Here is a 17,741-nt window from a genome sequence, read left to right on the forward strand (position 1 = left end):
ATGGCAAGCCACCGGACGGCGGGGACCGATCACCATGGCCACAGCCGTCGCCACCACGGCTCGCCTTCGCGCACGCAGCGCATCAGGATCAGCAATGCCTGGGTGAAAGCCATCTCGATCTCGGCGAGGCCGACGCCATGATGCCGGGCGAGATCGGCATATGTGACCATCTCGATGCGCAGGGCCAGAAACACCTCGCGCTGGAACGGCGTCATCTGCCTCAGGCCCCGCCGCTCGGCGCGCAGCAGCGCCCGCCGGGAAGGGCGCCGGGAAGGCTGCCGGCTCATGGCCGGTCCTCCCCGCAGGCAAGCAACCAGTCCGCCCCCTTGCTGGCCGCGCTCGCCGCCCGGAAGATCGCTTTGTCATCCGCCCGGAGCACCTCCAGCCATGCCCCAATGTAGTCCGCATGGCGAACGGTGGGCTGGATACCCAGCGATGCGCAGGCGAACGCTGCCGTCATTTCCGCGACGAGTTCCTCGCGTGCATACGATGTCGAACCGAACACCCCGGACTGATCGCGCTCCAGCCGCCCCTTGCCGCCGACATAGTGACCCAGCTCGTGCAGCGCGGTGCGATACCAGTTGATCGGCTCCCGGAAGGCGACCTGCGGCGGCACCTGCACGAAATCCGGACCCGGCGCATAGAACGCCTCGCTGCCACCGATCCGGAAATCCGCGCCCGACCCGGCAATGATCCGGTCCGCTTCTGCAATCGCCAAGACCGGATCGGGCAGCACCAAACCCCCGGCCATATCTTCGCCCAGTCCTTCGCATTGATCGATATTGAAGACCACGAAGCGCTTGAGGAACGCCACCGTCCGCGCCTCGCCGCCCTCGCTTTGCACCCGCACCGCCTCGTCCTTGGGGGTGAAGCGATCGGCATAGCAGATCACCGTCCCCTTCTCGCCGCGCCGCACGTTCCCGCCCGCCGCTGCCGCCTGCTTGTAAGTCAGCCAGCGCTGCGAAAAGAATCCGCCCCCGACACCCGCCGCCCATAAGATGAGCACATTGATCCCCGAGTAAACCCGCGCCGACACCGCATTGGCCGGCATCATGCACGGACACTTGCACGCGTCCCAAGGCTGCACCCATGGCAACCGGCCCTCCTCCAGCTCGGCGATGATGCGCGCGGTAACCTCGCCATAAAGACTCTGACGTTCGGACATGCTCCTTCACTCCTTCCTCAACCGCCATTGACCGGCGCCAGGGTGGCGGGGGGCGGCAGGAGCGAACCGAAAAGCCCCGCCGGCGAAAGGCGGGGCGCACCTGAAAGGCCGGAACGAAGAGGAGGAGCTGAGCGCAGCTCAGGTTGCGCCGCGCCGAGGCGGGGCTAGGGGGTAGCGACGCCCCCCGCCACCTTGGGGCCGAAGGCCCAGCGCCGCCGCGCACCCGCGCGGCGTCCGCATCCGGGACGCACCCGCGCCCCGCCCGGACCGCCACGCGGGCCGCCCTTCGCGTCAGGGATCGCAGCGGCCATGCCGGCGAGACGCCGAAGGCGGCTCGACCGACGCGAAGCGGGAGGCAGAGCACGGCCCGGCCACCGGCTGCGGGACGCCCAAACTGCACGCTTGAAAATATTTCTGTCGCAGCCCCGGGCAGCTTCGGAGACGACCGCCAAGCGCAGGATACAATGGCGTAAAATCCGCAGAATCCCGCCATCTTGACCGCATCGAAGCCATCCCAAATGCTGTCTTCGCGAGGCAATTGCGCCATCGCCGCATCAGGAGACACCGCCGTGACCGACAACGCCCCCGACCGTATCCTTCGCCTCAACGCCGTGCTCGATCGCACCGGACTTTCGCGCGCGACGCTCTATCGCAAGATCCAGGGCGGGACATTTCCCAGACAGCTGCGCATCGCGACGCGCTGCGCCGGATGGCGCGAAAGCGCCGTCAACGAGTGGATGCGCAATCCGATGTTCTATTCGGTCGAGGATGGCTGACCGTCATGCCCATCGCTCGGAGCATTGGCCAGACGGAACCGGAGCGACATCGCTTCCGTTCTGTGCGGATGGAGACCGAGATGACAACGCCCCCGCACACGATCGCCACCGTCCCGAGGCTGGACCTGGACCGATACCTCGGAACCTGGTTCGAGATCTGCCGGCTACCGCTCAAATGGGAAGATGCGAAAGCGCGCGATATCACCGCCACCTATTCGCTCGATACCAACGGCGCGATCAGGGTGGACAACCGCTGCATCGACGAGGACGGCAAGCCCGACCAGGCAATCGGACAGGCCGTCCCCACCGATGCGGGCAAGGCCCGGCTGAAAGTCAGCTTCCTACCCCAGTACCTGCGCTGGCTTCCCTTCACCAAAGGCGACTATTGGGTCATGCGCATCGCAGCCGACTACTCGGTCGCCTTGGTGGGCACGCCCGATCGGACCAATCTGTGGCTGCTCTCGCGCACCCCGCAGCTGCCCGGCGATGTGCGCGACGACTACCTGTCGAGCGCTAGCGCGCAAGGGTTCGACCTGACGGCGCTAATCACCCCGCTCCAGAGCGGCAACATCGTGTCCGACAACCTTCTCGCCCAGGCCTAGACTTTCCGCGAGAAGGTTTGCGGTCGGCACTCTCTCTCGCTGCCCGGCAAACAGCCGGAATCCTCGCTAATTATCCTACCCCGGCTGCCTGCCAGGGCGCACGACATCGACCCGGCAACCCAAAGCGGCAAGAACGGCCAGCGCCTTGCCAAACTGCACGGTGGGTTTGCCGCGCTCCAGTTCGACAAGAAAACGCAAACCGACTCCGCTGGCTGCGGCAAGTTCGTCCTGACGCAACCCCTGTGCCTTGCGCTCCTGGCGGATCAAAGCGCCAAAGGCAGTGACATCATCCATGGCTTTGTCCCAAAAAATTTCCCGATCGGGACAATAGACCATCCATTGCCGGTCGCTACGTCCATTCTTTCCCGCTCGGGAAATCCGAAGAGCAACCTGCACCCCGCGGGTTTTATCATCCGCTCCACCGCACGCATGCGTGACCGCGTGCCGCGGAAGATGTGGGCTCGAGTGGATGGACCAGGAACCGGCCGTCGATATCGTTCGCACAACAGGTCTCACCGCGTTGTCCGCGCGGGGCGGTTGTGCCACAGGCGCCCCCAGAACCGAGCAACGGAGCCGCTCTTGTCGAACGCGCAACCCATTTTTTCGCGAAGCGACGGTCCGGCGCCTGGCGGATGCGCCAGCCCTCGACGCGCCGGGTTCCACACCGCTTTCGTGATGCACCGTCAGAGTGGTTCCCCGGGGCAACATCCCTCATGACACGCGGACGCGTAACCGTCAGCGAGCAGTTCGACCTGTTCCTGCCCTACATCGCCGACCTGCCCTTGCGCGACCAGCGCGAGATGATGGAGCGGCCGTTCTTCAGCCTCGCCAAGTCCAAGCGTGTCAAGCCGATCGACTACACCAGCCCGGACGGCAAGGTTCGCGTCCACGTCTCGGCCAATCCCGACTATGGCATGGCGACGATCTGGGATGCCGACATCCTGATCTATTGTGCCAGCATGCTCGCCGACATGGCGCGCCGGGGCGCCAACGACGTGCCCCGCAAGCTGCACCTGATGCCCTACGACCTGCTGCGCGCGATCGGACGCCCCACCACGGGGCGCGCCTACGAACTTCTCGGCCAGGCGCTCGACCGTCTCGTCGCGACGACGATCAAGACCAACCTGCGCGCCGAGAACCGTCGCGAGGCGACGTTCTCGTGGCTCGATGGCTGGACCCAGCTCGTGGACGAGCGGACCGAGCGATCGCGCGGCATGACGATCGAGCTGTCGAACTGGTTCTGGGAAGGGGTGATGATGAAGGGCGGCGTGCTCGCCATCGACCGGGCCTATTTCGACATCACCGGCGGGCGCGAACGGTGGCTTTACCGTGTCGCACGCAAGCATGCCGGCGGGGCCGGGGAAGCGGGCTTTGCGATCTCGATGCCGGTCCTGTTCGAAAAGTCGGGGGCGGAAGGGCCCTATCGCCGCTTCAAGTTCGAGATGCTCAAGCTCGCGCAGAAGGACGATCTGCCCGGATACGCGCTAGGCATCGAGGCTGCCAAGGACGGTGAACCGATGATCCGCATGCGCCGCGTGGACGGCAAGGGCGGCGCCGAAAACGCCTTGCCCGCATCGATTCAAGAACCGGACGGCGCTCCGGGGACCTCCGCATCGGGGATTGCCTCCGTACCTAGTAGGACGCCGACACCCGATCCCCGTTCCCCGCAGGCAGCCGCGGCAAGGCGGGTGTCAGAAGATGTCTTGCCTGGCCAACCCGAGGTCATTGATGCCCGCAAGCTCATCAGGTCGACGATCGCCGGCCTCTCAGACGCGGCGACGCGCGGGTTCATGACCGACGAGACCATCGATCTCCTGCGCCGACAGTGCCCGGGATGGGACCTGCATGCCCTGCATGCCGAATTCGAGCGCTGGACTGGCCAGGACACGCAGCGCACGCCTGTCGACTGGCAACGCGCCTTCATCGGTTGGGTAAAGCGTCACCACGCCAAACATCGTCATCAACTGCCGGGCTGACTGCGGAGCCGATGCGCAGCTGGATCGGAGCGCTTTCCCCCGCCGCGCTCGGTTGAGAACGCTGCAATAGCTACCGTGCCAGCGTGGACCGTACTCACCGCAGTTTTGGCCACGGGCGAGAGGAAGCGGTCGGAGCGGAGGCCTTGGCTGAACCCGACTCGCCTTAACCCGGCGAGTCTCGCATTTCGCAGGCGTTCCTGAAGTGTCGCGTCTCGCCTCGTATCGTACCAAACCTTGCGACCACCGATTCGCAGCCGCTTCGAAAATGAACGTGATTCGGCAAGGGGAGAACGCAGCCAAGCCATATTTTTCCCCGATTTGCGTGGGTTCGACACTTCAGGAACGCTAGCCGCACCTTGCATCGATACATCCGGAACACTTCGTCGATCCTACGGGAACGACAGCTTCGAACCTTCAGGAACGGGTCGCCGACACTTCGGGAACGGGCGACCGGCGCGACTCGTGATCAGAGCCAGAGTCGCGGGGCTAACTCGGCAGCCTAACCTTGTAACAGAGTCGATAAAGACCTCTAACGTCCGGAAGCTTCTGGCAATTTGAAAAAGCTGAAAATAGCCAGGCGAACGGTTGGCACGTCCGCTCCCGGCCGATAGTCGCAGCCGGCGGCACGACCATTCTGCCTTTCGCGCGCCGAGCAGCATGATTAATTCTATTAAGACCTTCCTTGCTTCCGTGTGGTCGCTTTCTAAACAGGGTGGGAATCGGGGGGATCGATGTTCGCTAAGTTTTGCTGTGCCGTTATTGTATCGTTGGCCGCGTCGAGCGACGCCCATTGTGCGGAGCAAGCAGCCTCGCCGATACCGCGTTCCGTGATGGCCCTCGAAGGCTGCTGGGAAGGCAGCGGGGACGTGACGGGCAAACCGGTCGCATTAGCCGTGAACGCCTACCTCATCGTGCAGGATGCTATGCTGGCTATCGAGGCTGTGAGCAGCGCAATCGCCGATCCCAAGGATCAATATTCGGCCCACCTGGTCTTCGGGGGAACTGGCAAACAGTCTGAGTCAGAAGCCGATCAGATTGTCGGATATTGGGCGGATAGTTTCGGCGGCGCTTTCGCAGCGCCGGGGCGCGGCATCGGCGGCGCGGATGGATTTGAGATCACCTACCAGTATCCCGACGATGCCTTTGTAAACCGGTGGCGCATCTCGGGAGATCGCCTGACATGGCAAATCGCAGCTCGCGACCGGAAAGGCGTTGAAAAACCATTCGCCAGCTACGTCCTTCACAAAGCAGCGTGCGGATCATGAGCCGGCTGTCCCGCACCGCGCCAATATCCCCTATTCGGTGCCTAGCGCTTCCCTCCGCACCAGACAAAGACTGCCTGACAACCGGGTAACAAAGACACTTGGCCAGCGCGCCGGATCGATCTTGCCAGAACATCGATCTACTCTGCATCGCCGAACGTGGGCCCCGACTGGCGCTTTTTCGTAAATCCTCGCAACCGGCCAAATCGGCGCTCGTCCAATCACTCTTTCTTGATGGCCAGCCCTTTTACCCGCGATGAAGTGCTATTGACCTGCACCAGGCCAGCACGCGGAAAACGCAGCACGACACGCAGCTTTAGAGTGCCGGCCCCGCCTTCAGCCTCCCTGCGAAAATGTCTCGGCGCCTTCTTCACGCGGCGCATTGACGGACGCGAAGCCAGCAGCGACACACAACCAGGTGTCGACGATCCTCAAATTCGCACTTGGGCTGTCACTCCTGCTGGCCGGGTGCAACACCCAGCCAGCTGCCGAACGGACGGGCTCTGCGTCGACCATGGCCGCGATACCCCTGACGGGCAGGGTTACGGACGCCGCAAACATCATTCCTCCGGGAGCGGAGGACGCGATCACTGCGAGGCTTGCGGCGCTCGAGCGTTCGACCAAGCACCAGATGGTCGTCGCAACGACACCCTCTCTGGGCGGCGAGGACATTTCGACATTCACGACTAGGCTTGCCAATGCGTGGGGTGTCGGCCGCAAGGACCATAACGACGGCGTTGTACTGATGATCGCGCCGAACGAACGCAAGGTGCGTATCGCCGTAGGCTACGGTCTGGAAAAGAGCCTTCCCGACGATGTTTGCCTAGAAATCATCCAGAACGACATCTTGCCGCACTTCAAGGCCGGTGACCTGCCCGCCGGAGCGAAAGCGGGCGTCGCTTCGCTCGCGCGGCACCTGATGGCAGCGCCCTCGCCCTAGCCGCGACCTATGTGACGGCAAAGGCAGGATGGCGCGATCATTCGATGATCTGACCGCTGCCGCCGTCAGCACGAGATGGACCCGTAACGCCGGACGGCATGGCCGTCCTCGATCTGCTGGCATGACAGATCGGCGCCGCCCGACGTGCAACGTGCGATGATGCGGCCGTAAGTATCCAGATCGAACAGCGCCGCACCAACCGCTTGAACGTCTCGCAGCGAGTCATCTCGTCGGACCTCCCACTTGTCAGCCCCGACGAAATGGTAGCGCAGTTCCAGAGGTTCGTTGACGCGTACGACATCCTGACCGCCGAAGGCGTCGCGAGAAAAGAACGTCGTCCGAAGCCGCCCCGGGATCGTGGCGACGACCTCTTCGACGGTCCGGCGCCCGCCTGACAGCGGGTACCGACGTCAGATTAGCTACTGATCGCTTACCGGGCGTGGCTGCTGCATCAGCGGGGCTGCACATGCGCCGGAACAGCGCTGTCACTGGATCGTGCTGCCTTTCCTCGCGGCCAGCGTGGTTGCAGCATCCACCAGGTCCTTCATCTCTTTCATCCAGTGATCTATGGAATCGTAGGGACGATCGCGGGCTTCGACCTTCCCGTCCGGGAACAAGACAGCGTTATCTGCTTCCATGAAGGCAAAGTGTTCGTCCAGGACAACCGGCTCCAGAGCGCCATGAACCGAAGTTCGCCACGCAAGGATATTGCGCTGTTCCATCCAAGGACCAGGGTCGGATGTGCCGGGAAAGTAGCAGAAGGCCACGAGCGCATGGCCGTCAGCAACAGGGATGAGCTGTGACTGAAGCTTGAGGATCTGATCGATCACCGCGTCTTCGACTTCGATCGTCTTCCCGCTCTTCATGGCCACGACAGCCGAATGATGCTCACCTGAGGATCGCGAGACCCACCCACGCTCCATTCGCTCGATATCGGCAACGGGAAGCAGCCCATCCGGACCGCCGGTGTCGAAGAATGCCATATGATACTTACGCTTTCGAGTTGGATCGTGGTTCGACGCCGCCGAGTTCCACGAATGCCTCGGCATATCGGCTCAGCAGGCCCGGGGCCAACCGATTGCCCAGGCAGCCTCACTGCATACCGCTATCATTCACCAAGATCTGCCATGGAACTGGCCAGTCGCGGCAATCGCGCTGTCAATGCAGCTGAGATGCTTTCGTGCACCCCGGCGGAAAAGTCTTCGGGCATGACCGACAATGCCTTTTCCGGGGCATTGCCCGCAATATCCAGAAGCTCCGTGATACTGTCGGACATCAGTTTCGCACTGAGGCCTGCAGCTTTGCCACTCTGCACAAAATGTCGCCCCATTATTTCCAACATCCGGTAATGGCGGCTCTTGCCCGCCGACATTGCGATGCGGAACTGATTTTGGGCGATCTGGCCCTTATCGAACGTTGGCTGGGCCGACAGGACGTCATAGAATGGCGTCGATCGGAACCCGCCTCCCGGCTCGAGGAAAATGCTGAAATTCTTTGCGTGCCCGTCCGTCGCGCCCATGAGCCAGAACAGTATCTGACTCTTGAAGAAGGCGGCCTGGTCGCTTTGCGGATCATTGGTACCCCGGAGCAATTCGAGGATCTGCCGCATGCCTGGCCCACCATCGCTCTGGTATTTGCGCGTTGGTGGAATTCCGATCGCCTGACAGCAATCTTCCTGAGGGAGGCGCAGAATGCGGCTACCATCGCGCCAGCGCCGATCAAACCGCTCTACGACGAGGACGCGCCGTTGCCCAAATGTCATTATCTCGGTCGACGCCACTTTCAGCCCGAAGGCTTCCATCAGCTTCAGACAATAGTGCTCGTTGTCAACGCTGTCGGACATGTCGATCATGCCCTCAGACGTCGGAATCTGGCCGAGCTGCGGTTTGAGGATATGTGTGGTCGGAGTGGTGCCTAGCGGTCGACACCAGCGCCCATCCCTCAGCAGCAGCGCGGTCTTCTCCTGCGCGCCTGCCACCGATATCCGGAATTCCTGTTCACGGTCGACGCCCAGAGGAGCGCTGGCGAGGTCCGCCAGCATGGCCTCTATCTCCGCATCGCTGATGTCCTGGGCCTCAATTGGTCTAGCCGTATCCAGATCCGCTCCCTCGGGAATGAACTGCATCGCGCCGACGCAGTCGCGTCCAATTGCCTGCAGCAAGCTGTAATAGTCTGTACCTTGCGCCCCCATCCGCTCTGCAACACGCCTTCGCACGGCATCGCGATCCGGCAGGAGATTATCGAAGACGGCGGCGACCTCTGCGCCGCGGTATGCATCCAGGCGCAGCGGCAGGGACATCGATACCGCGAACCGGTGCTCCCATTGAAGCCATTCTGCTACGTAATGAAAGGAGGTCGCACCATTGGCGGCCTTTTCAAGACGGCCGACAAGACGCCCGTTGATCAGGACATCTAGAGGAGCATGGCTTTTCTTGCGCGCCATAGCCTAGAAAATATCCTCGATCGATTTGCCAACCTTACGGCGCGGTACGATCTGCATATCCAGATCCAGAGCAGCTATGATCCCTAAAAGCGTCTCGAGCTTCACTCCCTCACTTCCGTTTTCGATGGCAGAAATCGTCTTTTGATGCGTCCCAACTTTGCTCGCAAGGTCTGTCTGGCTCATGGATCGACGCCGTCGCTCCGTCTGAAGCAGAGCGCCTAGTTGGCTGGCAAGCCGTACCACTTGTTCCATGAGCACTGCTCCACCTATAACCCAAAAGGTATATTCATTATATATACCCTACAAGGTATTATCAAGAGATATACCCTGTAGGGATTAAGTTCCAGATATACCCCTTAGGTTATGATTTTCCAAATCACTCCGTCATGTCAGGCCGCGTCTGGACGGTTCCGCGTTGCAAAGTTGGGCTTGAGGATATTAGCTTCATCACGAAGACGTTCCAGCTCGTCAGACCAAAACTGCATCAAAGCGACCCGCTCGCTCCAATATTCACCGCGAGTATTCGCAAGCCCGGCCATCGTTGTCGCGGTCGAGTCGGGCACGATACCCGGGATCTCCCCGTCGCAACGCCGCGGCGCCGGCTGCCCGGGCAACAGCGCAGTCCGGGTAATAGGTTTCACCCGCCAGTGCTCGCTGCGGGCGCGAGGAAGGAGCCGGGCCGCGGCCTCCACTGCCTCGATGGCAGTGATAGTCGCCGGTCTTGCGGTTGTTATGACAGCCTGCCGCATCGAGGCCGCCCGGATGGGCGTCGGCCGCGAACGGCGCCAGCACACAGACCAGCGCCGATGAACCCCCCCTGATCCTCATTGCCCCAAACTGCGATGAACGATCTGCAATGTCGAGCTGAGAAGCCGCTGATGTGAGTGCGATTCAAATGGCCACGGATCCGTGATGAAAGCCGCTTCGCCGCAAACAAGCAGGCAGCCGATCCAGAATGACCTCATGACGCAGCGCGCATTGAAGCGCTGGAAGATGAAGCACTCCATTTGCGCCTCGAATTAAACGACGCCCGCGAAGCGATGGGATTCTCGGCCAGTCAAGCGCAGCGACCAGCGACTGGTTGGTCAGCGCAAGGCGGGAACGAAACCAGCGCAGCGCTGTTCCTGTATCGAACGCCCTGCAAAGGGCTGGAATCTGAAGGTCCCGCTTCCCCACCCCCTCCGTGGGACCGCCACTCATCAAGGGCCGCTTCTTTTGAAGTTGCCCTTTTTTCGTCGATACCACTGGTCGCACGAATCCGTTGCTGCCGCCAGACCACCGCCCTCTACAGAACTAGCTGTCTGGTCGTGAACCCGTAAATGGGACGCCAGCGGCAGGGGATCGAACCCGCACCTAAGCCTCAAGGCTCAGGATCACTGTGGTGATACGTCTACCAATTCCGTCACGCTGGCCCCGGCGGTTTAACGCGAAGTTGGGCATGCGGCTACCAAACTCCCTTCCTTGGCGGTTGGGAGCTGATTCAGGTTCGGCATGAGCCGATATGATTTGACCGACTTCGAATGGCGGGTGGTTGAGCCAATGCTACCTAATAAGCCGTGAGGCGTGCCCCGCGTTGATGATCGCCGCGTGCTGAACGGCATTTTTTGGGCGCTTCGGTCCGGTGCGCCCTGGCGCAACCTGCCTCAACGATATGGTCCGCGCACCACCTGCTACAATCGCTTCACTCGATGGCGAAAGGCGGGCTCACGACTAAAATCCACGCGCTGGTCGGTGGGCAAGGCCTCCCGATCCGGTTGCGCCTGACCGCCGGGCAAAGCCATGATGGTCAAGCGGCAAAGGCCACGAAACGACAGATAGCGAAGCTGACGATTCAGCCAGCCGCAAATGAGAACAGCGGGCAATGTGCGTACGTGGGTGACTCTGCGGGGCAGATATCAGATACGAACCATAACCCTCAGCCGATCTGCGTCGGCGCAGTACCGTAATAGCTCGATACACGATCCGCGTAGGCTTGATTGAACTCGGGAGCGTTGTTTGCCCAACTGGGGCCGCCTTCAAGCACTCGGCGGTCAATCGTGACAATGTAATCGTCCCCGGCCGCATCATAGGCCAGCACGTCGAAGGGTACGGGGTAGAAGCTCTTGTTGAACCCCAGGAAGCCTCCTAGGCTCAGAACCGCGAACGTCGATTGCCCTGAACGCTTGTCGACCATGAACGCCTTGATGTGACCAAGGTTATCGCCGTCGCGCGAACGCACCTTCAGCCCTGAAGTATCCGCTTCAACGAGGGTCGGCGTTGCTGCTGATACTTCTGTCATCGATAGCTCCTTGTGGCCGTGCTTCCGCTGGCAATGCGGTAAAGGTCAGGTATACGCCGTCCCACGAACAAGGACGGCGTGGGTTTAACACCTAACGCCTCACACCGTTCCGCGAGCATCGCGCGAGGCGTTCGAATGAAAAGCAATGCTGCCGAGCGAGCTTCCGCCGCGCTGCGATGAGATCGCGGCCAAGCGCATGCCCTCACGTTACTTGACGTGTTGCGCCGCTTTTGTTGCTGGCGCTACGCTCGCTTCCGCCGATCAATCCTCGACGAAGAAAGGCTACCGCGTTAACCTAGCTGGCACCGGATCAGATCCAAGGTTTATGCACGACGTAAGTCATATGCGTGCCCAGTCAACGGCTCGACTTCAACCCCTTCGCGAAGCTGATCAAGATAGTCACTCCACCATTGATGCATGGCGGTTCGCTCGCCCCAGTAGAGCCCGCGATTGTAGATTCCCCGGATCGCATTGGTGTCCATATGGGCAAGCGAGCGCTCGATCGCATCCGGGCTCCACCGCCCGCTTTCGTTGAGCAATGTCGAGGCGGTAGTTCGGAGGCCATGCGCGGTGACTTCGTTCGGGCCATAGCCCATGCGGCGGAATGCATTGTTGACGGTGTTCTCGCTCATTGTCCGGCGCGATGTATGAAACGCCGGGAATACGTTTCCGGTCGCTCCCGTCAAACTCTGCAATTCACGCAGATAGCCTATCACTTGGCGCGAAAGCGGCACCCGGTGTGGAAGTCGCATTTTCATTCGTTCCGCAGGAACCGTCCACACTGCGTGCTCGAGATTGAACTCCGACGTAACCGCTGATCCTGTCCCACGCATTGGTGGTGGCGGGATTTATATCAGGCTGCTGGCGTCATGCGCGCGAAGGCGCACTGGTCATTGATCAGCGAGATGATTTGCGGGACCATGCGCCACGTATCGACTAGTGCCAGATTGGCGCTCGGATCACCCAGTTGTTCGATCCATGACGGGCCACCTGTAATGGTGCTGTGGCCAAGCAGTGCCGCGAGCGGGTAGCCGAACTGCGGGTCGGCGATGAAGGGCTTCCACGCCTCCATGTCGAGATGCATGGCTGTGAAGAACCCGTTGGCGAAGTCCTCGAGCAGTACCTCGCCTTCCTCGGTGCGCATGTAGATCGGCGCGTACGCCTCGGGCTTCTCGGCAAGCTCGATGCAGATGCGGTTATACCGCTTGAGGATCGTTCGGCGCGCAGGCGCCGAGCGCGCGTTGAGAGCGTGCTCGCGCAGGATGCTCTTAATCCATACGTCGGGGTCAATGACGCTGGGGCCTGCGGCGACTGCGGCCAGGAAGCCGTCGATCGATGAGACGCCAGCTACGGGGGGATCAAGCTCGTCGAGCCATATCTCGAGCTGTTCGAGCGAGAGGGTCCGGCCCTGCGATGTGCGAGGTTTGAAGTTCATGCCGCCAGCGCTTTTACCGGTTCTGCCGCCGGCCGCCAGTTCCATGGGAGCAAGATGTCCAGTTCGTTGATCTTCACAGCGCCCGTGACGATACGCTCCAGCACGTCATTCAGCCAGGTGTAGGGATCCAGGCCCCCCAGGCGAGCCGTCTGGAGAAGCGATGCCATGACGGCCCAGGTCTGAGCTCCTTCCTCGCTACCAGCGAAGAGGCTGGACTTGCGGCCCTGGGCCACATTTCTCATGCCGCGCTCGACGGTGTTGGTATCGACCTCGATCCGGCCGTCTTCCAGGAACAGGGTTAGCCCCTTCCAGTGGTTGAGCGTGTAGCGCATCGCCTTGGCCAGGTCGGACTTGGGCGACAGACCTGGAAGCATGATGTCGATCTGCGCCTTGATCTTCGCCATGACGTCGGCGGTTTCGGCGAGACGAGCCTGGAGGCGCTGTGCGGCGGTGCCTTTGCGCACACGCGCCTCGATCGCGTAGACCTCACCGATCAGGGTAAGGATCGCCGCTGCCACCGGCGATGGCGATTTGCGGAAGGCATCGACGAACTTGCGCCGGGCGTGGGCAAGACAGAAGGCGAGTGTGATCTTGCCTCGGCCCGGACCACCGCGCACAAGCGCCTTGTAGGCACCATAGCCGTCGACCTGGATAACGCCCTGGTAGCGGGCGAGTTGTTCGAACGCCTCGGCATGCCGCCGTCCGCGAGCATGGATATACACCACTGCCGGATGGGCCGGGCCTGACCACGGTCCGTCATCACAAGCGTGCGCCCAGAACTGTGTCGTGCGGGTTCGTCTTCGCCCTTTCTCGAGGACCGGCATGCGGGTCTCATCGCAGAAGATCCGGGACTGGCTGTGGATGTAGGCAAGCAGGCGATCATAGAGCGCCTTCACCCACCATGCGATCTTACGCATCCAGCGGCTCGGTAACGCCCGATCGAGGATGACGCCCTGGCCTGCGAGCATCTGCAACTGCCGATTGAGCGGGATCGACCAGGCGTAGCGCGCCGTCGCCATCCAGGCCAGCGTCGAGGTAGTGACCATCGAGCCTGGGATCGCGCGGCGCGGCGCCGGCGCTTGAACGACGCCCTCCCGGCATTCCCGGCAGGCGTAACGAGGGCGCACTGTGCGGATGACGCGAACGATGGCCGGCACCCAGTCGAGTGCCTCACTGGCATCTTCGCCGATCCTGTGGAGCTTGCCGGCGCAGCAGGGGCAATCCAGCGTGTCGGGATCAATCACGCGCTCCACGCGCTCGATATGGGCCGGCAGTGCCATCAGGCCGCGCTTGCGGCGTGGGCGACCGACGGCAGGCTTGTCTTCGGCGTCGCCATCGTCGTTGGCTGCGGTAGCCGGCGTGGTTACGAGGTCGCCGAGATCAAGGAGACCTTGATCACCCAGGATGACGCTGGCGCGTTCTGAACGGCTGCCGAAGGCCTGGTGGGCCATGCCTTTGAGCAGTGCGCGCAGTTGGGCGTTTTCTGCCTGCAGTTCACGCACCAGAGCCGCCATTTGCTCCATATCTTCAGGGAGATCGTCGGCTTGGGCGGGCATGCCTGACTATACCACACCGACTCCTCGTCGCCACAGAAAACCGCAGATATCAGCCAAAAATCAGGGGTCTGCGCACCTCGGGTGCGGGCAGTTTCTTCCAATCCAGACCCGACAGCAATGCCGTGCATTGCGGTCCGCTCAGGACCATCGTGCCGCCTTGCACGGCAGGCCAGTAAAACCTTCCTCGGTCGAGCCATTTCGTCGCCATAACCGCGCCTGACCCGTCATGACGGAGCAACTTCACCTTATCCGCGCCCTTGTTGCGGAACACGAAGACATCGCCCGCGCAGGCATCATGCCCCAGCACGTGCGTCACCAGCCCCATCAATCGGTTAATCCCGGCTCTGAAGTCGACCGGCTGTGTCGCCACGAAGATCCGTACGCTTCCGTCGATCGGGATCATTCCCGGATCGCCGCCAGTACCGCGCGCAGGTGGTCCATCTCGACCGCGCCCATGATCCGAACCGTCACGTCTCGTACCACCAACTCCAAGCCGCCAGGTTCGAGTTGCTTCTCCTGAGCCAGCGTGACGGGTACGAACCGCAATTCCTCGACGGCTCCTGCTGCTCGCGCTTGCCGACGCCAATAGTGCAAAAGGCCAAGGCCGACGCCGTTATCGCGGGCGACCTGCGCCACAGTCATTCCTGGCACAAAGCTCTCAGCCAGAATGCGGTCGCGTACGTCATCCGGCCAACGCTCGTAGCGCCGACGTCCGGGCGGCAAACTGACGGTCAAACGCGCAGTTGTACTGTGCGACGCACACGTCAAACCGCCGTTTGACCCTGCATCAATTTCATCCGACATTGCCCGATCTCCTCCTCGTCTCGGGCGAGCCTAACCATCAGCAAGCTCTCGGAATACGTGGGGCGGGTGCAGCGGTTACACTCCGACCAGTCAGCTTTTCGCAGCTCACCGGGCCGCGTCATCACGTGTGGTGCGATCTGCATGGCAAGCCGGGTCAACGCGTTGCCTGAGTATTTATCAATATCCCGAAGCAACTGACCGACCTGTGCCGGCTCGAGCAGCGCCGCGTGATGCTTTACTTTTGGGGTGATCAAGGCGCCGCGAAGAATAAACGTCGGGTCACTCTCTCCGCGGCCGGTGGCCACGGCGTATCGAAAGATGCGGCTTGCAAATGACCGGCAGCGGTGGGCCGTCTCCCGCTTGCCCTGCGCTTCGATCCCCTTGAGAACGGCCATGATCTCGAGCGGTTTGATATCGGCGACGGGCCGCTTTGCTATCGGTTTCAGCCGACTGAGGAGCCAGTTGGCCTTGACGATGGTCGCTTGGGCCCGCTCTTCGGCCACCATTCGCTCGATGAACTCCTTGGCAATGTCCTCGAAAGTGTTAGCCGCATGGAAAGAGGCGATAAGCTTCTTCTGCTTGCGCAGCGCGAGCGGATCCTCCCCGGCCTCCAGAAGCCTTCTCGCCTCGTCAAGCTTGCGCCTTGTACCGGCAAGGCCGACGTCCGGGTAACGCCCCAGCGCGAGACGCTTCTGCTTTCCTGCGAACCGGTACTTGAAGCGCCAGAGCTTCGACCCTGCGGGGTGGATTTCAAGATAGAGCCCCCGGCCATCGCTGCATCGGTAGGCCTTCTCCGCAGGCTGGAGGTGGCGGATCTGCATTTCCGTAAGCGCCATTGGCGATTCTCCTCGACGGGTCGAGGAGCGTGACAGCAGGCAAGTGGCCACGGGTTCGATGCCCGATGGGGCAAATTCCCGGTCTCCCGTGGCACCACTCGTTCAGGATACCCTGATTTTACCTGACACGCTCCGAGACTATTGAGGCTCAGAAATGGCAGAAAACCGCCATTTTTTCAACCTTGGGAGACGTTTTGGGAGGGGTCAATGGTGCCGCTTACAGGATTCGAACCTGTGACCCCATCATTACGAACACGAGCGATAGACCGGCAGAAATCGAGGGTTTTCGAGGCTTGTGATGCCGAAATTCGTCCAATCTTACGGGTCGCCCAAGCGATACCCAGATTGTGCCGAAGTCCGATCTGGGCGTCTTCCTACTGAAAGCACTTTGGCTCGGTGGAGATTCGGAAATTGACCCGGTCAAAACCCGGTCGGGATAAGTCGGTAGAGGCCGCCGAGCCTAAGTTACAGGCGCGGTTCATGCGATAGCTGCCGTTGAAGTAACGACCGCTGCCCCTTTGAGGCGAAGGAACGTGGACAAAACCGCTGGTAAATAAAAACAAATCAAAACCGTAACTTCGAGCGAATCTATCGTAGCGTTGGTAGGATATAAGTGGTTATCGAGCGCGTCCTCCTTGGTAGGTTCGGCTATTCATATTCGCAGTATCGCCGCGCGTAGACTGATGAAGGACCGATTCAAGCCAACCTTCGCCAGCCTCTTGGGCACGTTCCCTGAACGTCTCGAATATCGCGTTCGTCATGGTTTCGACGCTGTAACCCGTCTCCTTGGCCGCTAGGTCAAACGCAGCTTGATACAAGCGCAATAGCAACTCCGCGCCATTCTCGCTGCCGGTCAATATGCGAAATGAAGCGTCGCCAACGGTGACTATTAACGCAGGTTCAGCACGCAACATGCCGCCCATTGATCGATGCCCGCGGAGTGTGTTGCCCACTAGCGAATGAGCATAGAGTTCAGCACCGGGATAGGCCATGCGCAGAGTACGCATTTGTTCCGCCAATCGCTTGCCGCCGCTACTGTTCATACTACCGGTTTTGCTTTTTACCTGATGGAGTCGCAATGGCTCGCCATCTGCAACAGGAGGCTGAATTACATCGGCACCGGGAAAAGGGTTAAATTGAAAATCGAGAAGTTCCGCGTTTTCGGCGCGAGGCTCAGGATTCCGAACGTTTCCACGCATTCGTCCAATCACTTCTTCGTGAAGGTGCCCCATCAAGCCTTCGAGTATCATCAAAGCTTTGTGCGTAACCGTCGCACCTATCGCGCCTCTAAAATCGCCCTCACACAAAAGGGATTGCGTTGCGGCAAGAAGGTAGGGGTCCAAGACATCACCAGGATTTCTGCCGCATTCTATTTCGCGCGCAGTTCGCGGAAGATCGGCGGTGATCGCGATCACTTTGGCCGTCGTCCATTGAAGAACAGCGTCGGGATCATCAAACGCGCGCAACAGCTGCGCCCGACGGGCCAAGTTCGTTGCCGACAAAGCGATCCCACTTTCAGGCGTACCAGCGCGATCAAGGGCAGTAGCGAACAGCGCCTCAAGGTCGGCAATGGTAAGGTTTGCAATTGCCTCAACAGGTTGCTCGTTGAGCTCAGGCGGAACATCAACCGCCATTCGTAGATCAGCGAAGATGAGTAGCCCCTAGTTT

At 61.2% G+C, this 17,741-nt stretch carries 21 protein-coding genes, 1 tRNA gene and 1 pseudogene; 7 read left to right on the top strand and 16 right to left on the bottom strand.

Going from position 1 to position 17,741, the window contains the following annotated elements; genetic code table 11:
* Window positions 1–29: 29 nt before the first annotated feature.
* Both V474_RS16790 and V474_RS16795 read right to left on the bottom strand, forming a co-directional pair.
* Window positions 30–287, bottom strand: coding sequence for a hypothetical protein (locus V474_RS16790; protein ID WP_059152608.1), 258 nt, complete (start codon window positions 285–287; stop codon window positions 30–32).
* Window positions 284–1,165 (bottom strand): ArdC family protein, encoded by an 882-nt coding sequence (locus V474_RS16795; RefSeq protein ID WP_059152609.1) that lies wholly within the window; start codon window positions 1,163–1,165, stop codon window positions 284–286. The genes V474_RS16790 and V474_RS16795 overlap by 4 nt, the downstream gene beginning before the upstream one ends.
* Window positions 1,166–1,734: 569 nt before the next feature.
* On the opposite strand from V474_RS16795, the gene V474_RS16800 reads away from it, so the two are divergent.
* Together V474_RS16800 and V474_RS16805 are read left to right on the top strand one after the other, a co-directional pair.
* On the top strand, window positions 1,735–1,941 hold the full coding sequence (locus tag V474_RS16800) for a helix-turn-helix transcriptional regulator (protein WP_059152928.1): 207 nt from the start codon (window positions 1,735–1,737) through the stop codon (window positions 1,939–1,941).
* 80 nt (window positions 1,942–2,021) lie between these two features.
* Window positions 2,022–2,543 carry a lipocalin family protein gene (locus V474_RS16805; protein ID WP_059152927.1) on the top strand — a complete coding sequence of 174 codons (522 nt, stop codon included), beginning with the start codon at window positions 2,022–2,024 and terminating at the stop codon, window positions 2,541–2,543.
* 75 nt (window positions 2,544–2,618) lie between these two features.
* Here V474_RS16805 and V474_RS16810 read toward each other — a convergent pair whose 3' ends face one another.
* Window positions 2,619–2,939: a helix-turn-helix transcriptional regulator gene (locus tag V474_RS16810; protein ID WP_407938346.1), complete on the bottom strand. Its 321-nt coding sequence runs from the start codon at window positions 2,937–2,939 to the stop codon at window positions 2,619–2,621.
* 317 nt (window positions 2,940–3,256) lie between these two features.
* Between V474_RS16810 and V474_RS16815 the strand changes: the two genes are divergently transcribed.
* The 4 genes from V474_RS16815 to V474_RS26845 all read left to right on the top strand — a co-directional run bounded on the left by V474_RS16815 (window position 3,257) and on the right by V474_RS26845 (window position 7,116).
* Entirely contained in the window at window positions 3,257–4,519 is a 1,263-nt protein-coding gene (locus tag V474_RS16815; RefSeq protein WP_059152610.1) for a replication initiator protein A, read from the top strand.
* Between the two features lie 830 nt (window positions 4,520–5,349).
* A complete protein-coding gene (locus V474_RS16820) occupies window positions 5,350–5,784 on the top strand; it encodes a hypothetical protein (RefSeq protein ID WP_148649440.1) in 435 nt (144 codons plus the stop codon).
* A 415-nt stretch (window positions 5,785–6,199) separates the two neighbouring features.
* Window positions 6,200–6,721, top strand: coding sequence for a TPM domain-containing protein (locus V474_RS16825; RefSeq protein ID WP_059152929.1), 522 nt, complete (start codon window positions 6,200–6,202; stop codon window positions 6,719–6,721).
* A 260-nt stretch (window positions 6,722–6,981) separates the two neighbouring features.
* Window positions 6,982–7,116 carry a hypothetical protein gene (locus V474_RS26845; RefSeq protein WP_269085148.1) on the top strand — a complete coding sequence of 45 codons (135 nt, stop codon included), beginning with the start codon at window positions 6,982–6,984 and terminating at the stop codon, window positions 7,114–7,116.
* Between the two features lie 90 nt (window positions 7,117–7,206).
* On the opposite strand, the gene V474_RS16835 is transcribed toward V474_RS26845, so the two are convergent.
* The 5 genes from V474_RS16835 to V474_RS25695 form a co-directional block, all read right to left on the bottom strand.
* Window positions 7,207–7,704 carry a hypothetical protein gene (locus V474_RS16835; protein ID WP_059152613.1) on the bottom strand — a complete coding sequence of 166 codons (498 nt, stop codon included), beginning with the start codon at window positions 7,702–7,704 and terminating at the stop codon, window positions 7,207–7,209.
* A gap of 125 nt (window positions 7,705–7,829) precedes the next feature.
* Complete coding sequence (locus V474_RS16840; RefSeq protein ID WP_059152614.1) at window positions 7,830–9,164, bottom strand: type II toxin-antitoxin system HipA family toxin; 1,335 nt, start codon at window positions 9,162–9,164, stop codon at window positions 7,830–7,832.
* 3 nt (window positions 9,165–9,167) lie between these two features.
* A complete protein-coding gene (locus V474_RS16845; protein WP_059152615.1) occupies window positions 9,168–9,416 on the bottom strand; it encodes a helix-turn-helix domain-containing protein in 249 nt (82 codons plus the stop codon).
* Between the two features lie 258 nt (window positions 9,417–9,674).
* Entirely contained in the window at window positions 9,675–9,992 is a 318-nt protein-coding gene (locus V474_RS16850) for an excalibur calcium-binding domain-containing protein (protein ID WP_082699842.1), read from the bottom strand.
* A 497-nt stretch (window positions 9,993–10,489) separates the two neighbouring features.
* A tRNA-Gln gene (locus V474_RS25695) sits at window positions 10,490–10,576 on the bottom strand.
* Between the two features lie 79 nt (window positions 10,577–10,655).
* Here V474_RS25695 and V474_RS25030 point away from each other — a divergent pair.
* Window positions 10,656–10,966 (top strand): annotated as a pseudogene (locus V474_RS25030) (transposase); the annotation flags it as partial.
* A gap of 113 nt (window positions 10,967–11,079) precedes the next feature.
* Here the strand turns inward: V474_RS25030 and V474_RS16855 are convergent.
* From V474_RS16855 to V474_RS25700, 8 genes are all read right to left on the bottom strand, one after another.
* The gene (locus V474_RS16855; RefSeq protein WP_043973568.1) at window positions 11,080–11,442 is read right to left on the bottom strand and encodes a PRC-barrel domain-containing protein; all 363 of its coding nucleotides are present in this window, start codon (window positions 11,440–11,442) and stop codon (window positions 11,080–11,082) included.
* Window positions 11,443–11,765: 323 nt separating this feature from the next.
* On the bottom strand, window positions 11,766–12,275 hold the full coding sequence (locus tag V474_RS25035) for a tyrosine-type recombinase/integrase (RefSeq protein ID WP_082699844.1): 510 nt from the start codon (window positions 12,273–12,275) through the stop codon (window positions 11,766–11,768).
* 20 nt (window positions 12,276–12,295) lie between these two features.
* Window positions 12,296–12,877, bottom strand: coding sequence for a UPF0149 family protein (locus V474_RS16865; RefSeq protein ID WP_059150816.1), 582 nt, complete (start codon window positions 12,875–12,877; stop codon window positions 12,296–12,298).
* On the bottom strand, window positions 12,874–14,433 hold the full coding sequence (gene tnpC / locus V474_RS16870; protein ID WP_059150576.1) for an IS66 family transposase: 1,560 nt from the start codon (window positions 14,431–14,433) through the stop codon (window positions 12,874–12,876). The genes V474_RS16865 and tnpC overlap by 4 nt, the downstream gene beginning before the upstream one ends.
* Window positions 14,434–14,482: 49 nt before the next feature.
* The gene (gene tnpB, locus V474_RS16875) at window positions 14,483–14,836 is read right to left on the bottom strand and encodes an IS66 family insertion sequence element accessory protein TnpB (RefSeq protein ID WP_043980823.1); all 354 of its coding nucleotides are present in this window, start codon (window positions 14,834–14,836) and stop codon (window positions 14,483–14,485) included.
* Window positions 14,833–15,237: a transposase gene (locus tag V474_RS25040; protein ID WP_082058011.1), complete on the bottom strand. Its 405-nt coding sequence runs from the start codon at window positions 15,235–15,237 to the stop codon at window positions 14,833–14,835. Before V474_RS25040 ends, tnpB begins: the two co-directional genes overlap by 4 nt.
* Window positions 15,198–16,073 (bottom strand): tyrosine-type recombinase/integrase, encoded by an 876-nt coding sequence (locus V474_RS16885; protein WP_059152618.1) that lies wholly within the window; start codon window positions 16,071–16,073, stop codon window positions 15,198–15,200. The genes V474_RS25040 and V474_RS16885 overlap by 40 nt, the downstream gene beginning before the upstream one ends.
* Before the next feature lie 617 nt (window positions 16,074–16,690).
* Window positions 16,691–17,707 carry a hypothetical protein gene (locus V474_RS25700; protein WP_148649441.1) on the bottom strand — a complete coding sequence of 339 codons (1,017 nt, stop codon included), beginning with the start codon at window positions 17,705–17,707 and terminating at the stop codon, window positions 16,691–16,693.
* Between the last annotated feature and the right edge of the window lie 34 nt (window positions 17,708–17,741).

The sequence above is a fragment of the Novosphingobium barchaimii LL02 genome, assembly GCF_001046635.1.
Classification (GTDB): Bacteria; Pseudomonadota; Alphaproteobacteria; order Sphingomonadales; family Sphingomonadaceae; genus Novosphingobium; species Novosphingobium barchaimii.